Raw genomic sequence first — 17,080 nt, forward strand, 5'->3', positions numbered from 1 at the left:
GATACGCCAGCCGTTTCAGGTATCCTGACGGCTGACACTCATGATCAGAACACCCGAGACATCGTCACCCATATCCTGTTTGGCCACGTCCAACAGCGACCGGCGCAAGGTCTCAAGATTGCCGGACTCGGTGAACGCGCCATCAAACCCACCGGTATTGGCGTGATCGAACAATACCTGAAGGAATCCATCCCTCAGCTTGGGTTCGATCTTGTAGATTTCTTCCTCCAATCCTGGTCGGGTCTCCAGACTCAGCGACATCGTGACCAGCGCCGAAATCCGATCATGTTCCACGACTGGCACAACAAATTGCTTGGACAATTTGAAGTAATCATGGGCACCAGACTCATCCATGGATTTCTTGATACTATCGTCCTTGGATGTGCTTTCGCCAGGTTTCTCCTTAGCGGAAACCGTGGGCGGATCAGCCTTTGTGCCGTCCTTCGGGGCAAGCACGATACCTGCACCCACACCAGCTGCAAGCCCTGCGACAAGCAACACAACAGGCAGAAGCTTCTTAATCATTACAACACCTTAAAATGGCAGCAGGCTATCAAGGATTTGTTGCCCGTATCGGGGCTGCTGAACGTCGCTGATTTGACCACGCCCACCATATGACACCCGCGCCGAGGCGATCTTGTCATAGGTGATCTCATTCTGGCGCGAGATATCCTCGGGGCGGACGTATCCGGCCACCAACAGCTCGCGGAGTTCGAAGTTAACCCGCAACTCTTGTGACCCGGTTATCGAAAGCACCCCGTTGGGCAGCACGTCAACGACGGTTGCCGCAACCCTTAAGGTCAGCTTCTCCTTCCGTTTGACCGACCCTTTGCCTTTGCTGACCGAGGATGAGTCGATGGAGACCGCATCATCCAGCGAAGCACCATCTGGCAAACGTTCGGCTGCCCGCTGCGGCAGGCCAAACAAGCCTGGCACCTCCAGACTCTCGGATCCCGAACGTGAGCGGTTGGTGTCATTTGAGATTTCGGCCTTTTCATCCAGCTCGATCACCACAGTCAGAATGTCCCCTTTCTTCATCGCCCGCTGGTCTCCGAGCAAAGAGTGCTGCCCCCCACGCCAAAGCGATGATTGATCGACCGTACGCTGAGATTGCGCGTGAAGCGGCAGGCCCGGCCAAAGCATTGCCACATGTTCAGGCGATTCCGTATTGGGTGTCAGGCTGGGCGGCTTCCCCAGATGATCCAGGCGACCGCAGGCAGACAGGGTCACAACTCCCATCAAGATGGTTTTTGTCATGTTTCGCATCACTTTACCTCTATCTGCCCGTCCGGGCGGACAACCCCGGTCACGGTCGTGCGAGAGGACAGATTCATCACCCGAATTCTCTCGCCTTCTGCCCCCCGTCCCAGCGCGCGACCTTCGGTTTTGATGGATATCGGGCGTCTAACAAAAACCAGTGTGACCAGATCATTGCGATCGACAATCGCCGGGGGGCGGACATCGGATGGGCGAATTGGTCGACCCGGATAAAGCGCAATCCGCGCCTCCTGGCCAACCAGCCGGGCAGCGTCGCGGATGGCGCCGGTTGCAGACATGTCTTTGACCACCAGGTCTGCAGCGGCAATCACCTCTTTGGCGCGAATTGTGCGATTGGGCACGACGATTTCGGCCTGTAAAATGGCCGGAGCCATGATGAGTATCAGAATCAGTCCCCGCATCAGCGCACCTGCGTTGTTGCACCCATCATCTGATCGACAGCGGATATGACCTTGGCATTCATCTCATATCCGCGCTGCGCCTCGATCAACTCTGTCACTTCGCGTACGGCATCGACCGAGCTGTCCTCAAGATACCCCTGCCGCAATGTGCCCAACCCATCCTCACCGGGTGTACCTGTTGTGGGTGTGCCAGAGGCTTCGGTTTCCTTGAACAGGTTATTCCCAACCGCCTCCAGGCCTTTGGCGTTCGAAAAACTGGCCAGTGTCAACTCACCCAACAACTGACCTTCCGCGGTGTCGTCGAAATAGGCATAGACCTCACCCGCTGCATTGATCGAAATGGACCGTGCGTCATCCGGAATGGTGACTTCCGGGGCCACGGCAAACCCATCGGACGTCACAATCAGACCTTCCGCAGAGCGTTTCAGACTGCCATCACGGGTAAACGCAGACTGACCATTGGGCATCGTCACTTCCAAGTACCCGCGCCCCTCGATTGCGATATCCAGATCGCTGCCTGTCGCGGACAAAGCCCCCTGTTCCAGATTCACAGTGACAGCGGCCGGCCGGACACCCAGACCCAGTTGAATACCGGTTGGCAATACAGTGCCATCATTGGCATTCACCGTTCCGGCCCGCGCCATCTGCTGATAATGCAAATCCGCAAACTCGGCCCGGCGCGCGTTGTAACCGGTGGTGTTCATGTTCGCCAGGTTGTTCGAGATCGTCTCAACCCGCATCTGCTGCGCCGTCATGCCCGTCGCTGCAATTTTCAAAGCTCGCATGTCAAATCCTCCGTTCCTAAATCAGCGCATCAGCGCCTTGAGGGCTCCGCGCAGGCGTTCGTCTTCTGTCTCCAGAAAACTCTGGCCCAGCTCGTACGCGCGCTGGATCTCGACCAGCCGCGTGACCTGTCCGATTGCGTTTACGTTCGACCCCTCCAGGAACCGGTGCACAACCAGCGGGTTATCGACCGGCGCAATGTCCCCGTCGGCCCGGAACTGCGTGCTGCCTTCGCGCACCAGTGTTGACGGTTCAGCCACGCGATAGACCCCGATCTGGCCCAGCGCCTGCCCCTCGACACTGAGCGTGCCGTCCGTGCCCACATCGATCGAGGCCGCGTCGGGCGGGATGAAAACAGGCGCGCCATTGCTATCCAGAACCCGATGGCCATCCATGGTGACCAGATCGCCTTCGGCGCTTGGCGAAAAAGCCCCCGCGCGGGTAAGACGGTTGCCATCCGGTGTCTCAACCATGAAAAAACCATCGCCTTCGATGGCAAAATCGAACTGCCCTCCGGTCTCGGTCAGCACGCCTTGTTGCAACGAGGTATTTCGCGCCTCGGCCCGCGCCATGGAGAGGGAGGGATTACCCGGCATATCCCGGACGAATTCAGAAAAAACCAGCCCTTGCTGACGATACCCGGTGGTATTGGCATTGGCGATGTTATTGGCGACCAGCCGCATTTCATTCATCAGACCCGTCTGGCGGGACAAAGTTGTATAGGCGGTATCCATCAGCGACCTCCGGCGATCAAGGGGATGAGGGTGGTAGTGAAGAACGTGACCAGTGTCTGGGTCATGAAACCCATCGAAATCCAAAACACGACGACGATGGCGATCAGCTTTGGCACGAAGGTCAGCGTCATCTCCTGCACCGAGGTCAGGGCCTGAAACAGGCCGACAACCAGTCCCGATACCAGCGCCACGGTCAGAATGGGGACCGAAGTGATCACCGCGACCCACAGCGCCTGACGCACGATGTCATAGAAAAGTCCTTCGCCCAGCATCCTGTCAGACCGGCATCCGCAAGATTTCCTGATACGCCTCGACAACCTTGTTGCGTACGATTACGGCCGTTTCCACAGCCAGTTCGGTTTGTGCCAGCGCCTGAACCAGCGCATGGGGATCGGCTTGCCCCGTCATCGCGGCCTGCGACATCTGTTCAGACTGTTTCAGCGTTGCGGCAAAATCCTGAAAAGCCGAACGCGTCCCTTGCGACAGTCCGGCGTGACCAGGATCGGCCTGCGTCGCAGGGCGCGCGCCGGCATAATTCTGAGCAGCATTAAGGGCTCGGATATCCATTCTGGTGTCCTTTATTTTCTGAGAAGTTCCATCAGGCTCGACGACATCTGGCGTGTCTGGTCGAACATCTTGAGATTGGCCTCGTAGCTGCGCTGCGCTTCTCGCGCGTCAGCGATCTCGATCATCAGATCGACGTTCGAGCCGCGGTAGTGGCCGGTCTCATCCGCCATCGCATGGCCGGGGTCGTAGATCCGAGAAAGCGCGCGACGATCCAGCTTTACCTGCCCGGCCTGCACAATCTCGCGCCCCTCTCTTTCGATCGACTCAAAAGGTACGGTCTTACGCCGATAACCGGGCGTGTCGGCGTTCGAGATGTTTTCCGACACATGTCGCAAGCGCGAGGCCTGCGCACGCAATGCGCTGGCCGACGCGGTAAGGGAATGGGAAAAATCGCTCATGTCATCCCTTCCTTATGCCCGGCCCAAAGAGGTGCGCAGAATGCCGATGGAAGACTTGTAGATCGCCAGCGCGCGGTCATGCTGACGTTTGACTTCGACCGCTTTCAGCATCTCCTCTTCCAACGAGACACCGTTTCCGTTTGGATCACCTGAGGGCGTAGCCTCATATTCTGTCCAGGGGCGGGTGGCGACGGATCCATTCAAATGCCCCATCCGCGTGGAGATCATGCCGGATTCGCGGCCAGACTTTTCGAAGGCCTTCTGAAAAGCCTCAAGATCGCGGGGTTGATAGCCCGGCGTATCCGCATTGGCCATGTTGCGCGCAATCACCGCCTGCCGTTGTCCGGCATGGGTTGCCATTGCGTACGCTGTCTTGAAGACGTTCAGGTCATAGAACATCGGGGCTTCTCCCTCGATCAATTTCAATCAAGGCTTAACCCCGATTCCTTTAGAAACCGTTTTCAGAAACTCTCTGGAGACCTAAAGATGTCCGCTCTCGATCCGATTCTTCTGAAATGCCAACTCGACCGGCTTTCCGCCGTGCATCACACGGGCCGTGTGTCCGGCGTCGGACGTGGAGCCATAGAAATTGAAGGGCTGGAAGGTCATGCGCGCATCGGAGATCACTTGACCCTACGCCGCCGCACAGGGCCCGATCTGGCCGGAGAGGTTCTCCAAGTCGAAGCAAAATACATTCACATGCTGCCAGCGGCGGCGGCCGACGGAGTGTGTCTTGGCGATCAGGTGATTCTCGAGCATACGCCTGCCTTTGCGCCGGGGATGCACTGGTTGGGGCGCGTGGTCGACCCTTTTGGCAAACCGCTGGATGGCAAGCCTTTGCTACCCGGCACCCAAGATCGAGACATCATGACCCCCCCACCACCTGCCGTTGCGCGCAAACCACTGGGCAAGAGGATTGAGACCGGGCTGGCCATGCTCAATACTTTGCTGCCCCTTGTTCAGGGACAAAGGATCGGCCTGTTTGCTGGCTCTGGCGTCGGAAAATCCACCTTGCTTGCCACGCTGGCACGGTCGGTACAGGCCGAAGTCGTCGTCGTTGCGCTGATCGGAGAGCGCGGGCGTGAGGTGAATGAGTTTGTCGAACACGCATTGGGCGCAGACGGGCTGAAACGCGCGGTTGTCGTGGCGGCAACCTCGGATCAGTCAGCGCTGGCGCGCAGGCGGTGCGCCTGGTCGGCGATGTCAGTTGCGGAATATCTTCGTGATCAGGGACTGAATGTCCTGTTTCTGGCGGATTCCGTCACCCGATTTGCCGAGGCACATCGCGAAATCGCCGTCGCCATGGGCGAAACTTCATCGTTGCGCGGCTTCCCGCCTTCCGTCACGCCACTCATCGCCAACTTGTGCGAACGTGCTGGCCCCGGCATTGCCAATCAGGGCGATATCACCGCCGTTTTCAGCGTTCTGGTCGCCGGATCGGACATGGAAGAACCGATCGCCGACATTCTGCGCGGCGTGCTGGACGGGCATATTGTCCTGAGCCGCGAAATCGCTGAACGTGGCCGGTTTCCTGCCATCGACCTCAGCCGCTCCGTCTCGCGCAGCCTGCCTGGTGCCGCGACCGAGGACGAAAACCGGATGATTACGGAAACCCGCAAACTGGTCGGAAGTTACGAACAATCCGAGGTGATGATCAAAGCAGGGCTATACACCGAGGGGTCAGACCCGCTTCTGGACCAGGCAGTGCGCGTGCATGATGAATTGGACGCCTTTTTCGGCAAGGCGGAAACAGACGACATTCAAAATAGCTTCAACCGTTTGCAGTTGATTCTGCGGCGCGCTGGCACCAAGTTGCCCGTCTGAAGAAATCGAGACAGTTTTAAACGTTAAACCCGCCTTAAGACCTGCCCGGTTACTCCTGTTTTCGGGTGATAGAAAAGGTGGTGGAGATGGGTGCGCAATCCAATGCGGCGCCGATCATCATCAAGAAGAAGCGTGTAACGGGTGGCGATGGTCATCACGGTGGTGCGTGGAAGGTCGCGTATGCAGACTTTGTCACGGCCATGATGGCGTTCTTCATGTTGATGTGGCTGCTGAACGCAACGACGGAAAAACAACGCAAAGGTTTGGCAGATTACTTCTCGCCGACCATTCCCGTGAATCCCGTGTCAGGCGGGGGCGACGGGGCCTTTGGCGGCGACAACATGTTCTCGGAAAAAACCATGGTGATGGACGGATCGGGAGCGAGCAACCGCAGTCCAACCCGCGCGCAACAGGCGCGTGGATCAATCGGTGTGAATGATCAGGGCGGCAAAAAGATTTCCGAGGACTTTTCGACACTCGAAGCACACCTCCTTGGCCGAACCGGAGAGAGCATGGTGTCTGACAAGCTGCGCAAGCATATTGTCACCCGCGTCACAGACGAAGGATTGGTGGTCGAGCTGTTCGACACCGAGGATCAGCCGCTGTTCGAGCCAGATTCCGACAAACCAACGCAGATGATGCGGGCGCTGATTCTTTTGGTAGCCCGTTCCTCGGATCTGGTGACCAATGCCATTTCGGTCGAAGGCCATGTCCGCTCTGCTCCGGTTGTTCTGGCGGAAAAACCGGTTTGGGCGCTGTCGACAAAGCGTGCGCTTGTCGTGCGCAAAATTCTTGAAAACAAGGGCATTCCGGATCATCGCATGGCCCGTGTCACCGGCCATGCTGACCGGGAATTGTCCGTTCCAAACCCCATGGCTGTACGCAACAACCGGATCGAGATCGTCTTTCTTCGCAACCCTTAACCCTCTTAATATTGGACGGATTTTAGATGTTAGCCCGCTGTTAAGACCCAACGCGTTAGCTGTTGCACCGATAAGTGACGCAACAGAAAGGCGCGCCAATGACCATTTCCTCTTCGCTGAATGCCGGTGTGGCGGCGCTGAAGGCCAATGCCAACCGGCTGGCCTCGATCTCGGACAACATCGCCAATTCCTCAACCTTTGGATACAAGCGGGTCGAAACGGATTTTCATTCCATGGTCACCTCTGGTCAGGGTGGCAGCTATTCGGCCGGTGGTGTCAGAACCACCAGCCAGCGCCTGATCGACCAGCGCGGGTCATTGGTGACGACGAACAATTCCACTGATCTGGCCGTACGCGGACGCGGAATGCTGCCCGTACGGCCCAGTTCGCAAATCGCGGGCGGTTCGAATGAGATGCTGCTGACCACAACCGGGTCCTTTCGTACGAATGAGGAAGGCTATCTTGTCACGGAATCAGGTCTGGTTCTGCTGGGATGGCGCGCCGCACCTGACGGCTCGATCCCGTCGGTGCCCCGCGACACGCCAGCCGCCCTGGAACCGATCCAGCTGAGCGTCAACCAATTGTCCGGGGCGCCAACGACCCAGATGAACCTGCGCATGAATCTGCCCGCCACTGCCACCGACGCCGGCGCTCCTGGCGACATTCAACCGCTTTCGGTCGAGTATTTTGACAATCTGGGCAAGTCGGAAAGCGTGGATATCGAGTTAACGCCCACAGTGCCGGCAACGGGGTCCAGCAACACCTGGACCATGACCCTGCGCGATTCCGCGTCGGGCGGGGCGATCATAGGTGAATACACGTTAACCTTCACCAACAGCCGTGCATCCGGGGGAACATTAGCCAGTGTCACGGCGATATCGGGCGGGGCATATGATCCGGTGACCGGCAGTGTCGTGGTCAACGTTGCAGGCGGACCCATGGAGATCAACATCGGCCAGATCGGGGATTCCGATGGCATTACCCAGCTTTCGGATACGTTCGCCCCCGTTTCCATCACGCGCGACGGCTCCGCCGTAGGCACGATGACAAGCGTGCAGGTGGATGAGAACGGATATGTCTACGCCTTCTACGATACCGGTGTCAGCCGTCGCATGTTCCAGATTCCTCTTGCCGATGTGCCAAATCCGAACGGGCTGACTGCACTGGACAGTCAAACCTACGCACCGTCACGCGAAAGTGGGACGTTCTTTCTGTGGAACGCAGGCGAAGGCCCGACCGGTGATCTGATTTCATTTGCGCGCGAAGAATCAACAACCGACGTGGCCACGGAACTGACTTCGATGATCCAAACACAGCGCGCTTATTCCTCCAGCGCAAAGGTCATCCAGACAGTGGACGAGATGCTGCAAGAAACCACCAATATCAAACGCTGATCGCCGCGCTGACCTGCAGAAAGGAGCCTTTCAATGAGCATTTCAACCGCGCTGAACAACGCCATAGGTGGCCTGAACGCCGCCAGCCGGGGGGCTGCGGTTGTTTCAGGCAACATCGCAAATGCTCTGACGCCAGGTTACGCCCGCCGCACGCTGGAACTGACGACCAGCACGGTTTCGGGCAATGGCGTACGAATTGTCGGCATCACCAGACATCAGGATCCTGTACTGGTTGCGAACCGGCGTGAAACGGACGCAGAACTCTCACATGCCAGCGTGATGTCGGATTTTTATGTCGGCTTCGAAAAGCTGGTTGGAACCGCGGACGACCCGGCCTCGGTATCTTCGCGCTTGGCGACGTTCGAGAGCAGTCTGATAACGGCTGCAAGCCTTCCAGATTCGGCCCAGCGTCTGGATCAGGCCGTCCAGGCGGCACAAGAGGTCAGTATCGCACTAAACAAAGCCTCCGATGGCTTGCGGCACGTGCGCTCGGACGCGGATCGGACGATTGGCACTCAGGTGGCGTCTTTGAATGAGACTCTGCAAGATGTCGAGAATCTGAATGCCCGTATCGTCGCCGTTCAGAATTCCGGCGGAGATGTCGGCGCAATGCTGGATCAGCGTCAAAGGCTGATCGATCAGATCAATACGTTGATTCCGGTCAATGTGGTGGCCCGCGACAACAATCAGGTGTCACTTTATTCCGATGGCGGCTTGATCCTTCTGGAAGGCACTGCCGCCGAGTTCGCATTCTCGACCACCGGGGACACCAAACCCCATTTGACGGTCGCTAACGGTTTGCTGTCGGGTCTTTCGCTCAACGGTCAGCCCGTGCGTGTCAGTGGAGATTTCGCGCAGATTCGAGGTGGCGCGCTGGCCGCGCAGTTCGAAATACGCGACGAACTGGCCGTCGAGGCTCAGATTAATCTGGATACCGTCGCGCGCGATCTGATCGAACGATTTGAAACCCCGGGTCTGGACCCGACAGCCTTGCCTTCGGATCCTGGTCTTTTCACCGATCGCGGCACCCGGTTCGATCCCCTCGCGCCTCCCGGTCTGGCATCAAGGATCGAAGTGAATACGATTGTCGTTCCCAATCAAGGCGGTGACAGCTGGCGGCTGCGTACCGGACTGGGGGCCACAGGCCCGGGCGACCCCGGGACCGCCGCCCAGCTGCAGGCATTTGGCGCAATTCTCACGACCGCACGACCAATTTCTGGGCCCGGCCTGGGGACCGGAGATATGCGAATGTCCGATCTGTTTCAGGCGCTGCAGTCGTACGCGGGAGCCAAAGCCCATACGGCGACGGAGCGCAGGGCGTTTGCCGCAAACGCTCAGCTGCAAATGCAAAAGATTGAAGCAGAGCAAGGTGTTGATAGCGATGCCGAGCTTCAGCGGTTGATACTAATTGAACAATCCTACGCCGCAAACGCCAGAATTGTCGCCGTGGTTGATGAACTTTTGGACACTTTGCTGAGGCTTTGAACATGACACTGACTTCCATCGGCGATCTGGCGCGTGGTTTGACCCTGCGCGCGCGCAGCACTGACATCAAAACTCAGATCGAAACCCTGTCTCATGAAATGTCGACAGGGCGGGTTCAGGATATCTCGGGCCGATTAGGTGGCGATTACGCCTATCTGCTTGAGCTGGATCGCGGTTTGGAACGGCTGGACGCCTATGCGATCGCCACAACCGAAGCGCGACTGTTTACCGAAGCGATGCAGACAAGCGTGAAGACTATTGCAGAATCGACCTCGGATATGTCGGCAGATTTGTTGTCTTTCGGAACATCGAACCAGGCGGTTACTCATCAACAAGCCTCGGTTCAGGCACGCAATCAGTTGGATACGATGGTGTCCGCCCTCAACGCCCGCACGGGCGGGCGAAGCCTTTTTTCAGGGACGGCGACCGATGTCTCGCCCTTACCGGATGCGGACAGCATTTTGAGCTCGCTACAATCCGAACTGACCGGGTTGGTCACGACCAGCGCGATCCGTCAGGCCGCCGATAACTGGATGAACGATCCGGCCAAGTTTGACGCGGTTATCTATGGTGGGTCGGCAAATGCTCTGGCCCCGATGCAGATTTCGGACGGGGAACAGATTGATCTTCCAATAACGGCCCTTGATCCAGCGATAAAACCCGCGATCCGTGACGTCGCCCTTACCGCGCTTGTCGCTGATGCTGCCCTGGGTTTCCCTCCGTCCCAGCGAATTGCATTGTTCAAAGATCTCGGCGTTGATCTCGCTGGCGCGACAGACGAGCTCGTCAAACTTCGCGGCGAGATCGGGACCGCAGAGGCGCGTATCGAGCAAGCAGACACGCGCAACACAGCGGCCCGCACCAGCATGGAGTTCGCACGTAACGAATTGATTGCTGCTGATCCGTATGAAACCGCCGCACGGTTGCAAACGGTACAGTTCCAGCTGGAAAGCCTCTACGCGGTCACAGTGCGCAATGCCAACCTTTCACTGGTGAATTTCCTGAGATGAGACTTCTGGTGTTCCTGTTTTTCCTGCTACCCTGCCTGGCGCATGCCGGAGCAATTCGGTTGAAGGATCTGGTGGATTTCGATGGTGTTCGGGGCAACGACCTTGTCGGCTATGGGCTGGTGGTCGGCCTGAACGGAACAGGGGACGGGCTGAGAAACTCTCCTTTTACCGAGGAAATCATGACCAATATCCTCGAACGATTGGGCGTAAACGTGAACGGAGAGGATTTTCGACCCAAGAATGTAGCGGCTGTTCTGGTTACGGCCAGTCTGCCACCCTTCGCACGGGTTGGCGGGCAAATCGATGTGACCGTTTCTGCCATCGGAGACTCCAAGGGCTTGCTGGGCGGGACCCTCATTATGACTCCTCTGAATGCCGCCGATGGCCAGATATACGCGGTTGCGCAGGGCACTGTTCTGGCCGGCGGCGCAGCGGCGGAGGGAGAGGCCGCTTCGGTAGTTCGCGGCGTGCCCACCTCGGGTGTGATCCCGTCGGGTGCGCGGGTCGAACGCGAAGTCGGTTTCGAACTTGCCGATCTGACACAAATGCGTCTGGCCTTGCGGGAACCGGATTTCACAACGGCGGGCCGTATTGAGGTTGCGATCAACACCGAATTCAACCGTCCCGTTGCAATCATGCGCGACTCAGGAACCGTTGAACTCAATATCCAAGCGACTCAGGCCCTGTCCACGGCCCATGCAATCGGTCGCATCGAGAACATCCTGATTGAGCCGGAAAGCAAGGCGCGCGTGGTTGTGGATCAACGCTCTGGCACCATCGTTATGGGGCAGGATGTGCGCATTTCACGTGTGGCTGTCTCACAGGGCAATCTGACCCTTACAGTTGAGGAGGCACCAATTGCGGTGCAACCCAACCCGTTCGCACAGGGCGAAACTGTTGTCGTGCCCCGCACAATTGCCGGCATCGAAGAGGAGGAAGGCACCGGGCTTGCGGAAATCCCCGATGCAACGACCCTGTCCGAAGTGGTGGCAGGTCTGAATGCGCTTGGCGTGTCCCCCCGCGATATGATCGACATTCTGAAAACCATCAAGGCGGCTGGTGCTCTGCACGCAGAATTTGTCGTTCGCTAGGGCATTTCCCACGGGGATCAGGCACACAAACGGCGACTGGGGTTATTTTGATTTCCAACTGTCCAGCCAGCGTCGCGCCTTGGTGCCCTGTTCTTCCACCGCGTCGCCAGCCGCATAAAGGCTGTCTTCTACGTTTTCGATCATCGGATCGATCCGGGCTTCGCGGAACCTGCGCCAGCGCACCCAAAGGGCCCATAGCAGGGCAAAGAAAACCGTCAGGAAAATGATATTGAACCAGGGAATGATGCGATGATCGGGCGTATCGACCTGCCAGATTTTCACGGCATTCGGAAAGATCGACAGAAACTCGCTCCGCCAGCCATAATGCCGGACAACCACCCATCGTGGGCTGACTTCGGCTGACTTCAGATCAGCCGCCTCGGCCTGCAGGTTAGAGGAGTTCAGCTTGAAGTAAGGCGGCCAACCCCAACCCGTGTCTTCGTTTCTGTAGACCATGACTTTGCCATTGGCCTTCCGGGTTTGAATAAAAAATACATCCCGGTTGGGCGTGTTTGGGTTGCTGCCCACATCCTGTGACGACCAGAAGATGCTGTTTTCGCCCGGATCGATCCGCTTTTCATAAGTATCTGAAATTCGGACAATATCATGCTGCGGCAACGTGTAATTCAGAACCGAGGCGACACTTCCCCAGAACAGGATGATAATGGCCCATTTGATATAGCGCATAGGCAATGCCCTCACATGAAATTCGATACATAAATCAGGATCATGATCAGGCCAAGGGGCACGACATAGATCCCCAGGATCAGCTTTCGGCGAAATGATCCGTCATATTTCCTGAGACCGCGTTGAACAAAAGCATCGCGATCCCCGACCATTCCTTTTTTCTCCCAATGCGCGATCAGCTTACCGCGTCGTACCCAACGGGAATAGATCGAAACGGCGCCATAAATCACCGTCAGAACGACCATCAATGGGATAAGAAAACGAAGTGCGACGAACATTCAAACTCTACCTACTGCGCCCCATGGCCCGACACGTGTGATCACCGCATCGCTGATGCGATCATTCCCGTCCATATCCTGCTCATGCCCGAACAACGCCGCCCGAGCACCGGCTTTGTCCACCTGATACTCGCGCACAAGGAAGTCGGCAACATAGGCTTTTTTGGCCTCGGGCCACTTGGCGTATGTGCTGTAGAATAGTTCTTTATGGCAAATGAACATCTGGCGGGGGTCCAGCGGGGCCATCTCGGCCAACAGCATATTCACGAGATCGCGGTTCGGTGTATCGGCAGCGCGCAGCGTATAGAAATAGGCCGGATGATCCGAGGTGATGCGCGGCCACGCCCCCCCGTCCCGGGCCCAGCGTTGCAGCTGCGCCAACCCGTGATAGGCGTCGGGCAAGTGGTCCGAATGGTTGCGGGCAAGACGGCGCATATCGGTGCGATCCAGCCCCGACAGATCAACATCAGCATCCGCGGCGGCCGCGATGGTCAGGAAATCCATCTTCTGCTGCAGGATTGCTGCAGAGTCCACGCCACGCGCCTCGATTATGGTCTCGGTCAGGTTGTTTGAACTGAGGAAATTGGCAATCTTGTTTTGCTGTGATTTGCCAATGACATGGTCAAACGGCAAATCATCTGGCCGGTCGCCCATGAAAATCGCGGTCGGATGATCCAAATCCGGAAACAGGTAGAGCCCCCCGTAATGCGCCGTCCAGAAATTCGGTTGGACAAACGCGGTATGGCGCAGGCGCACCGGGTTGCGCACGACATCACCAGTTTCCCTGGCTGTCTCGATCATATTTGCGATCAGCACGTCGTCGAACCAGGCGTCTTCTTCAGTTTTGAACCGCTCGACCATACCCGCCAGCTGCGTCGATTTGCGCAGGGTGCCGCCCACCGTGTCGGCCTCAATTTCAATCTTGCGCAGGTTCAGCAGGTCGGCAGGTGCGGTCAGTTTGAAGACAGAGTTCACCAGTTCTCCCGCCACCGCATCCGTGGCGGTCAGGGCAAACAGCTGCGCTTCGTTCATCTCGATGAAGTCGCGCAGGATGTCGCGCGAGGTCGAAAACTTGACGTTCAGCAGAGGTGCGCGTTTCTGCTCGATCGTCAGCAGGATGAACTGCCGGTTGACCCCATTGGGGTTGAGGTAGAGCTCATCCTCCAGCTCAATCCCCACCTCTGGCGAATAGCCCGAGATATCGACATGGAAATCCGTCAGCGCCGTGGTCTTGCCTGCCAGATGCTGCAACGCGCGGTTATACCGCTCGACCAAGGCCGGGCTGGAGATGTGCACGAGATTGCCAAACATCAGGCCTCTTTTGATGAGGCGGATCATTCTGACCACCTATGCGTGACTTGCAGGTCAATTCCCTTGACCAGTCCAACCCAGTAGGACGCTGATAATATGAGACCTCCAACCAATACCACAGAAGGTTCTAACCTTTCGCTTAACCCCCAAGTGTCAAAAAGCACCCAGCCACATATGGCAATCAAACCATAATACACTGCAACTGCGATGCCTAAACTAGCGGTCCACCAAAAAAAGAACCGGAGCCACATGAAGCCACCCAAAGGTACAGGTAAACTGCGCCTGATCACCCATAAGACAAACTTGATGCCCGAATAGGCAAGGAGAGCACAAGTAATCAGGTAGAGGATATCAAGCACTCAATAACTCCTAGCAAACCGACCGACAACCACAACCGCCAGCACCAACAACGGCAACGCAAACGCCCGCGCTGTGATCTGCAAGTTGAACCCGATGTAAGATACCACACTGCCTTCGAACAGGATCAGCGTTTCCTCCCATGTCGTGCCCTCAAACCCGCCGCCTGTGTTCACGCCGAACTGGGTCAGAAACAGCACCGCCACTGCGCCCAGAAAGCCGAACACGCCCCAGCGTACAGGCAAGATGAAACCCAGAACGAGTGCCAAACCGGTGATCGCAAGTGTCAACGTCATGTCTTTGCCTCCTTTGACCAATGGCGCGTTGTTGCATACGCGCCTGCGGCCAAGATCATTGCGGGGACAAACCAGAACAACGCGCGACCAAGGAAATGTGAAGGCATTTCACCGGGACCAAAGGCGTGGAGCAGCGAGACCGGGCGCAAGATGGATGCGCCGTTCATCCAGATCTCGAACAGGGAACTCCAGATATAGGTGACCGCAAAGATGATCAGCGTGAGCATGGCAAAAGCCCATCCGGATGGCGGGCGACGGCGCGCGACGGCCCTACCGAAGAAGATGCAAGCGCCGATCAGGCTTGCAAAGATCAGGAGCAGTCCGCCGGTCACCCCTTGCCCTCCAGATAGCGCCGCTTGGCCTCTTCCATCCGCCCCATCTCGCGCACCGCGTTTTCGATGGCGACCTCGTCGCTTTTGTCGGCATAACGGAATTCGCTGTCGACGTAGCGGTTGATTTCCTGCATCACCATCTCGACCGTGATCGGCTGGCGTAGGTCCTCGATCATGGCCTTCTTGGTGTCGTAGTCGCGGAACAGGAACAGGTCGGGGTTTTCCATCCATTCGTCGGGCAGCTCGAAATCCATCGCACGGACCTTGACCGCGTCGGTGATGTTCTTGATCGCGCGACCGGTGAACCGCTCATCCGCCTGCTGGATCGCCTTGAGGTAGGTGCCCAGCTTTGCGATGGTGTCCATCTGGCCGATCTCGCCCGACACCCGGTCATAGACCTGCAACAGAGCATCCTCATGCGGGCGCGAATGGCTTTCGAAACTGGCCACGACTGCCTTTTTGATCTCCTGCGCGGCATAGGCGTCGTGGTCGCCCAGCGGGATGTCGTGGTTGCGGCCCATCAGCAGGTGCAGGATGTCGATGTAATCCTCGCGCGTTTGCGGCCCGTCCACCAGGAACCGCGCGCCCGCCCGCTGGCGCAGGGCGTCGTCGACATTCTCGGGATAGTTCGAGAACATGCCAAAGGTGCAGTTGCCGCGCACGACGGTGTTGGCGCCGGCAAAACTCTCCATCAGCACGGCGGTGATTTCCAGCTGCCCGGCTGACGATTGCCGGTCGCCGCGTTTACCCGCCAATTGGTCGATATCGTCGATGGTGCCAAACCCGATAACCGAGGGGTCGATGATCGTGTTGATAAACGCCTTCGCGTTCTGACCGGATTTGCCCTGATAGCTGTCGATATTGTCGGTGCTCAGGTTCTGATAGCGGAACGGATAGCCCGCGTTCTGGCAATAGTCGTTGATCAGTGCGGCCATCATCTGGATCAGGGTGGTCTTGCCCGTGCCCGGTTTGCCGTCGCCCATGAAGGTGAAAATGAACCCGCCGAGTTCTGCGAACGGATTCAGGCGACGGTCGAAGTCATAGGCCATCAGCATTTTGGCCAGCTTCATCGCCTGATACTTGGCGATATGGTTGCCCACCACCTCGTTCGGTTTCTTGAACGTCATGGTGAGGGTGGTGGATTTCGCCTTTGAAGCCGGTTCGAAACCGCGGATCGTCAGGTCATCGGCCTCGATATGCCAAGCGGCGTTCTGGAACGGGGCCAGATGGCCAGCGGACTTCGCGCGCAGGGCGGCCTTTTCCATCAGTTGCTCGGCATAGGCGCTGGTGGCGGCAATCAGATGCGCATCATCGGGTGCGTGTTTTGCCAACACCTGATCCAGCTCCCACAAAGCACCGTGCAAGGCAAGTTGGCCGTTGTCGGTCAGAACCTCTTCGATCTCACCGATATCAACCGTGGTTTCCCCCAAATGCGACGACATCAAATAGGCCAACGCATTTCCGAACACGTGCAACGTGATCAAAGCCTCAGCCGTCAGCAATTCCGAAAACTCGCTCTTGCGCGCAGCGGGCAAATCCCCCGCCAGATTGGCGCGCTTCAGGTCGGCCAGCGCAGTTTGCTCCGCATAAGCCTCGGCCAAGGCCAGAGCGATGGCAATCGCGCGCCGAATGGCTTGTTGTGTGGTGGCCTGCGGCGCTGAGACCAAGGTATCCCCATCGTCTGACGCCTCGATCCGCTCAACCAGATGCACCCCATCGGCGCGCGCCGTGCGCCGCGTCACCAGACCCGGAGTCGTGGATCGAAATCGCCGTCCCGTCGAAACACCCGAAGATCGCTCGACGACCGCCTCAACCGGTTCGGCAATACGCGGCGCATGCTCGAAACCGTTCAACAAGGCCGTCGCCGCCGGGTAATGCTTGCGAATATCGTCTTCCCGCAATTCCATCTGATCTGACGTCAAACTCATCTT

General features: G+C 57.7%; 21 protein-coding genes. 6 read left to right on the plus strand and 15 right to left on the minus strand.

Going from position 1 to position 17,080, the window contains the following annotated elements:
- Nucleotides 1–15: 15 nt before the first annotated feature.
- From ACR0K4_RS17490 to ACR0K4_RS17530, 9 genes are read right to left on the minus strand one after another with little or no spacing between them, the layout of a single operon-like run.
- Entirely contained in the window at nt 16–525 is a 510-nt protein-coding gene (locus tag ACR0K4_RS17490; protein ID WP_480854992.1) for a flagellar basal body-associated FliL family protein, read from the minus strand.
- Nucleotides 526–534: 9 nt separating this feature from the next.
- Nucleotides 535–1,257 carry a flagellar basal body L-ring protein FlgH gene (gene flgH, locus ACR0K4_RS17495; protein ID WP_480854993.1) on the minus strand — a complete coding sequence of 241 codons (723 nt, stop codon included), beginning with the start codon at nt 1,255–1,257 and terminating at the stop codon, nt 535–537.
- An 8-nt stretch (nt 1,258–1,265) separates the two neighbouring features.
- Complete coding sequence (flgA, locus tag ACR0K4_RS17500) at nt 1,266–1,679, minus strand: flagellar basal body P-ring formation chaperone FlgA (RefSeq protein ID WP_480854994.1); 414 nt, start codon at nt 1,677–1,679, stop codon at nt 1,266–1,268.
- A complete protein-coding gene (gene flgG / locus ACR0K4_RS17505; protein ID WP_480854995.1) occupies nt 1,679–2,464 on the minus strand; it encodes a flagellar basal-body rod protein FlgG in 786 nt (261 codons plus the stop codon). The genes flgA and flgG overlap by 1 nt, the downstream gene beginning before the upstream one ends.
- 21 nt (nt 2,465–2,485) lie before the next feature.
- Nucleotides 2,486–3,196 (minus strand): flagellar hook-basal body complex protein, encoded by a 711-nt coding sequence (locus tag ACR0K4_RS17510; RefSeq protein ID WP_480854996.1) that lies wholly within the window; start codon nt 3,194–3,196, stop codon nt 2,486–2,488.
- Entirely contained in the window at nt 3,196–3,468 is a 273-nt protein-coding gene (locus ACR0K4_RS17515; RefSeq protein ID WP_480854997.1) for a flagellar biosynthetic protein FliQ, read from the minus strand. Before ACR0K4_RS17515 ends, ACR0K4_RS17510 begins: the two co-directional genes overlap by 1 nt.
- Before the next feature lie 4 nt (nt 3,469–3,472).
- Nucleotides 3,473–3,763: a flagellar hook-basal body complex protein FliE gene (fliE, locus tag ACR0K4_RS17520; protein ID WP_480854998.1), complete on the minus strand. Its 291-nt coding sequence runs from the start codon at nt 3,761–3,763 to the stop codon at nt 3,473–3,475.
- An 11-nt stretch (nt 3,764–3,774) separates the two neighbouring features.
- Nucleotides 3,775–4,161, minus strand: a complete 387-nt coding sequence (gene flgC, locus ACR0K4_RS17525) for a flagellar basal body rod protein FlgC (protein ID WP_480854999.1) — start codon at nt 4,159–4,161, stop codon at nt 3,775–3,777.
- 12 nt (nt 4,162–4,173) lie between these two features.
- The gene (locus ACR0K4_RS17530) at nt 4,174–4,560 is read right to left on the minus strand and encodes a FlgB family protein (RefSeq protein WP_480855044.1); all 387 of its coding nucleotides are present in this window, start codon (nt 4,558–4,560) and stop codon (nt 4,174–4,176) included.
- Nucleotides 4,561–4,647: 87 nt separating this feature from the next.
- Between ACR0K4_RS17530 and ACR0K4_RS17535 the strand changes: the two genes are divergently transcribed.
- The 6 genes from ACR0K4_RS17535 to ACR0K4_RS17560 all read left to right on the plus strand — a co-directional run bounded on the left by ACR0K4_RS17535 (nt 4,648) and on the right by ACR0K4_RS17560 (nt 11,888).
- Nucleotides 4,648–5,985, plus strand: a complete 1,338-nt coding sequence (locus ACR0K4_RS17535; RefSeq protein ID WP_480855000.1) for a FliI/YscN family ATPase — start codon at nt 4,648–4,650, stop codon at nt 5,983–5,985.
- An 86-nt stretch (nt 5,986–6,071) separates the two neighbouring features.
- The gene (locus ACR0K4_RS17540) at nt 6,072–6,908 is read left to right on the plus strand and encodes a flagellar motor protein MotB (protein ID WP_480855001.1); all 837 of its coding nucleotides are present in this window, start codon (nt 6,072–6,074) and stop codon (nt 6,906–6,908) included.
- A gap of 98 nt (nt 6,909–7,006) precedes the next feature.
- Nucleotides 7,007–8,302, plus strand: coding sequence for a flagellar hook protein FlgE (locus ACR0K4_RS17545; RefSeq protein ID WP_480521695.1), 1,296 nt, complete (start codon nt 7,007–7,009; stop codon nt 8,300–8,302).
- A 33-nt stretch (nt 8,303–8,335) separates the two neighbouring features.
- Nucleotides 8,336–9,787, plus strand: coding sequence for a flagellar hook-associated protein FlgK (gene flgK / locus ACR0K4_RS17550; protein WP_480855002.1), 1,452 nt, complete (start codon nt 8,336–8,338; stop codon nt 9,785–9,787).
- Between the two features lie 2 nt (nt 9,788–9,789).
- A complete protein-coding gene (locus tag ACR0K4_RS17555; protein ID WP_480855003.1) occupies nt 9,790–10,797 on the plus strand; it encodes a flagellin in 1,008 nt (335 codons plus the stop codon).
- Entirely contained in the window at nt 10,794–11,888 is a 1,095-nt protein-coding gene (locus ACR0K4_RS17560; RefSeq protein ID WP_480855004.1) for a flagellar basal body P-ring protein FlgI, read from the plus strand. Before ACR0K4_RS17555 ends, ACR0K4_RS17560 begins: the two co-directional genes overlap by 4 nt.
- Before the next feature lie 42 nt (nt 11,889–11,930).
- On the opposite strand, the gene ACR0K4_RS17565 is transcribed toward ACR0K4_RS17560, so the two are convergent.
- From ACR0K4_RS17565 to ACR0K4_RS17590, 6 genes are all read right to left on the minus strand, one after another.
- Complete coding sequence (locus tag ACR0K4_RS17565) at nt 11,931–12,575, minus strand: DUF1523 family protein (protein ID WP_480521691.1); 645 nt, start codon at nt 12,573–12,575, stop codon at nt 11,931–11,933.
- 11 nt (nt 12,576–12,586) lie between these two features.
- A complete protein-coding gene (locus tag ACR0K4_RS17570; RefSeq protein ID WP_480855005.1) occupies nt 12,587–12,853 on the minus strand; it encodes a hypothetical protein in 267 nt (88 codons plus the stop codon).
- Nucleotides 12,854–14,191 (minus strand): DUF6638 family protein, encoded by a 1,338-nt coding sequence (locus ACR0K4_RS17575; RefSeq protein ID WP_480855006.1) that lies wholly within the window; start codon nt 14,189–14,191, stop codon nt 12,854–12,856. It abuts the gene before it with no gap.
- Nucleotides 14,192–14,523: 332 nt separating this feature from the next.
- Nucleotides 14,524–14,817 (minus strand): hypothetical protein, encoded by a 294-nt coding sequence (locus tag ACR0K4_RS17580; RefSeq protein ID WP_480855007.1) that lies wholly within the window; start codon nt 14,815–14,817, stop codon nt 14,524–14,526.
- Nucleotides 14,814–15,149: a hypothetical protein gene (locus ACR0K4_RS17585; RefSeq protein WP_480855008.1), complete on the minus strand. Its 336-nt coding sequence runs from the start codon at nt 15,147–15,149 to the stop codon at nt 14,814–14,816. Before ACR0K4_RS17585 ends, ACR0K4_RS17580 begins: the two co-directional genes overlap by 4 nt.
- The gene (locus tag ACR0K4_RS17590) at nt 15,146–17,077 is read right to left on the minus strand and encodes an AAA family ATPase (protein ID WP_480855010.1); all 1,932 of its coding nucleotides are present in this window, start codon (nt 17,075–17,077) and stop codon (nt 15,146–15,148) included. The genes ACR0K4_RS17585 and ACR0K4_RS17590 overlap by 4 nt, the downstream gene beginning before the upstream one ends.
- Nucleotides 17,078–17,080 lie beyond the last annotated feature (3 nt).

It is taken from the genome of Ruegeria sp. K11, assembly GCF_056531905.1.

Excerpts from the sequence above, each read along its gene's own strand:
- ACR0K4_RS17555 (WP_480855003.1), top strand. The coding sequence starts at position 9,790 with ATGACACTGACTTCCATCGGCGATCTGGCGCGTGGTTTGACCCTGCGC.
- flgG (WP_480854995.1), bottom strand. The coding sequence starts at position 2,464 with ATGCGAGCTTTGAAAATTGCAGCGACGGGCATGACGGCGCAGCAGATG.
- flgK (WP_480855002.1), top strand. The coding sequence starts at position 8,336 with ATGAGCATTTCAACCGCGCTGAACAACGCCATAGGTGGCCTGAACGCC.
- ACR0K4_RS17570 (WP_480855005.1), bottom strand. The coding sequence starts at position 12,853 with ATGTTCGTCGCACTTCGTTTTCTTATCCCATTGATGGTCGTTCTGACG.
- ACR0K4_RS17540 (WP_480855001.1), top strand. The coding sequence starts at position 6,072 with ATGGGTGCGCAATCCAATGCGGCGCCGATCATCATCAAGAAGAAGCGT.
- ACR0K4_RS17545 (WP_480521695.1), top strand. The coding sequence starts at position 7,007 with ATGACCATTTCCTCTTCGCTGAATGCCGGTGTGGCGGCGCTGAAGGCC.
- ACR0K4_RS17560 (WP_480855004.1), top strand. The coding sequence starts at position 10,794 with ATGAGACTTCTGGTGTTCCTGTTTTTCCTGCTACCCTGCCTGGCGCAT.
- flgC (WP_480854999.1), bottom strand. The coding sequence starts at position 4,161 with ATGAGCGATTTTTCCCATTCCCTTACCGCGTCGGCCAGCGCATTGCGT.
- ACR0K4_RS17490 (WP_480854992.1), bottom strand. The coding sequence starts at position 525 with ATGATTAAGAAGCTTCTGCCTGTTGTGTTGCTTGTCGCAGGGCTTGCA.
- ACR0K4_RS17575 (WP_480855006.1), bottom strand. The coding sequence starts at position 14,191 with ATGATCCGCCTCATCAAAAGAGGCCTGATGTTTGGCAATCTCGTGCAC.
- ACR0K4_RS17535 (WP_480855000.1), top strand. The coding sequence starts at position 4,648 with ATGTCCGCTCTCGATCCGATTCTTCTGAAATGCCAACTCGACCGGCTT.
- ACR0K4_RS17565 (WP_480521691.1), bottom strand. The coding sequence starts at position 12,575 with ATGCGCTATATCAAATGGGCCATTATCATCCTGTTCTGGGGAAGTGTC.
- flgH (WP_480854993.1), bottom strand. The coding sequence starts at position 1,257 with ATGACAAAAACCATCTTGATGGGAGTTGTGACCCTGTCTGCCTGCGGT.
- ACR0K4_RS17515 (WP_480854997.1), bottom strand. The coding sequence starts at position 3,468 with ATGCTGGGCGAAGGACTTTTCTATGACATCGTGCGTCAGGCGCTGTGG.
- ACR0K4_RS17530 (WP_480855044.1), bottom strand. The coding sequence starts at position 4,560 with ATGTTCTATGACCTGAACGTCTTCAAGACAGCGTACGCAATGGCAACC.
- ACR0K4_RS17590 (WP_480855010.1), bottom strand. The coding sequence starts at position 17,077 with ATGAGTTTGACGTCAGATCAGATGGAATTGCGGGAAGACGATATTCGC.
- ACR0K4_RS17510 (WP_480854996.1), bottom strand. The coding sequence starts at position 3,196 with ATGGATACCGCCTATACAACTTTGTCCCGCCAGACGGGTCTGATGAAT.
- ACR0K4_RS17580 (WP_480855007.1), bottom strand. The coding sequence starts at position 14,817 with ATGACGTTGACACTTGCGATCACCGGTTTGGCACTCGTTCTGGGTTTC.
- fliE (WP_480854998.1), bottom strand. The coding sequence starts at position 3,763 with ATGGATATCCGAGCCCTTAATGCTGCTCAGAATTATGCCGGCGCGCGC.
- flgA (WP_480854994.1), bottom strand. The coding sequence starts at position 1,679 with ATGCGGGGACTGATTCTGATACTCATCATGGCTCCGGCCATTTTACAG.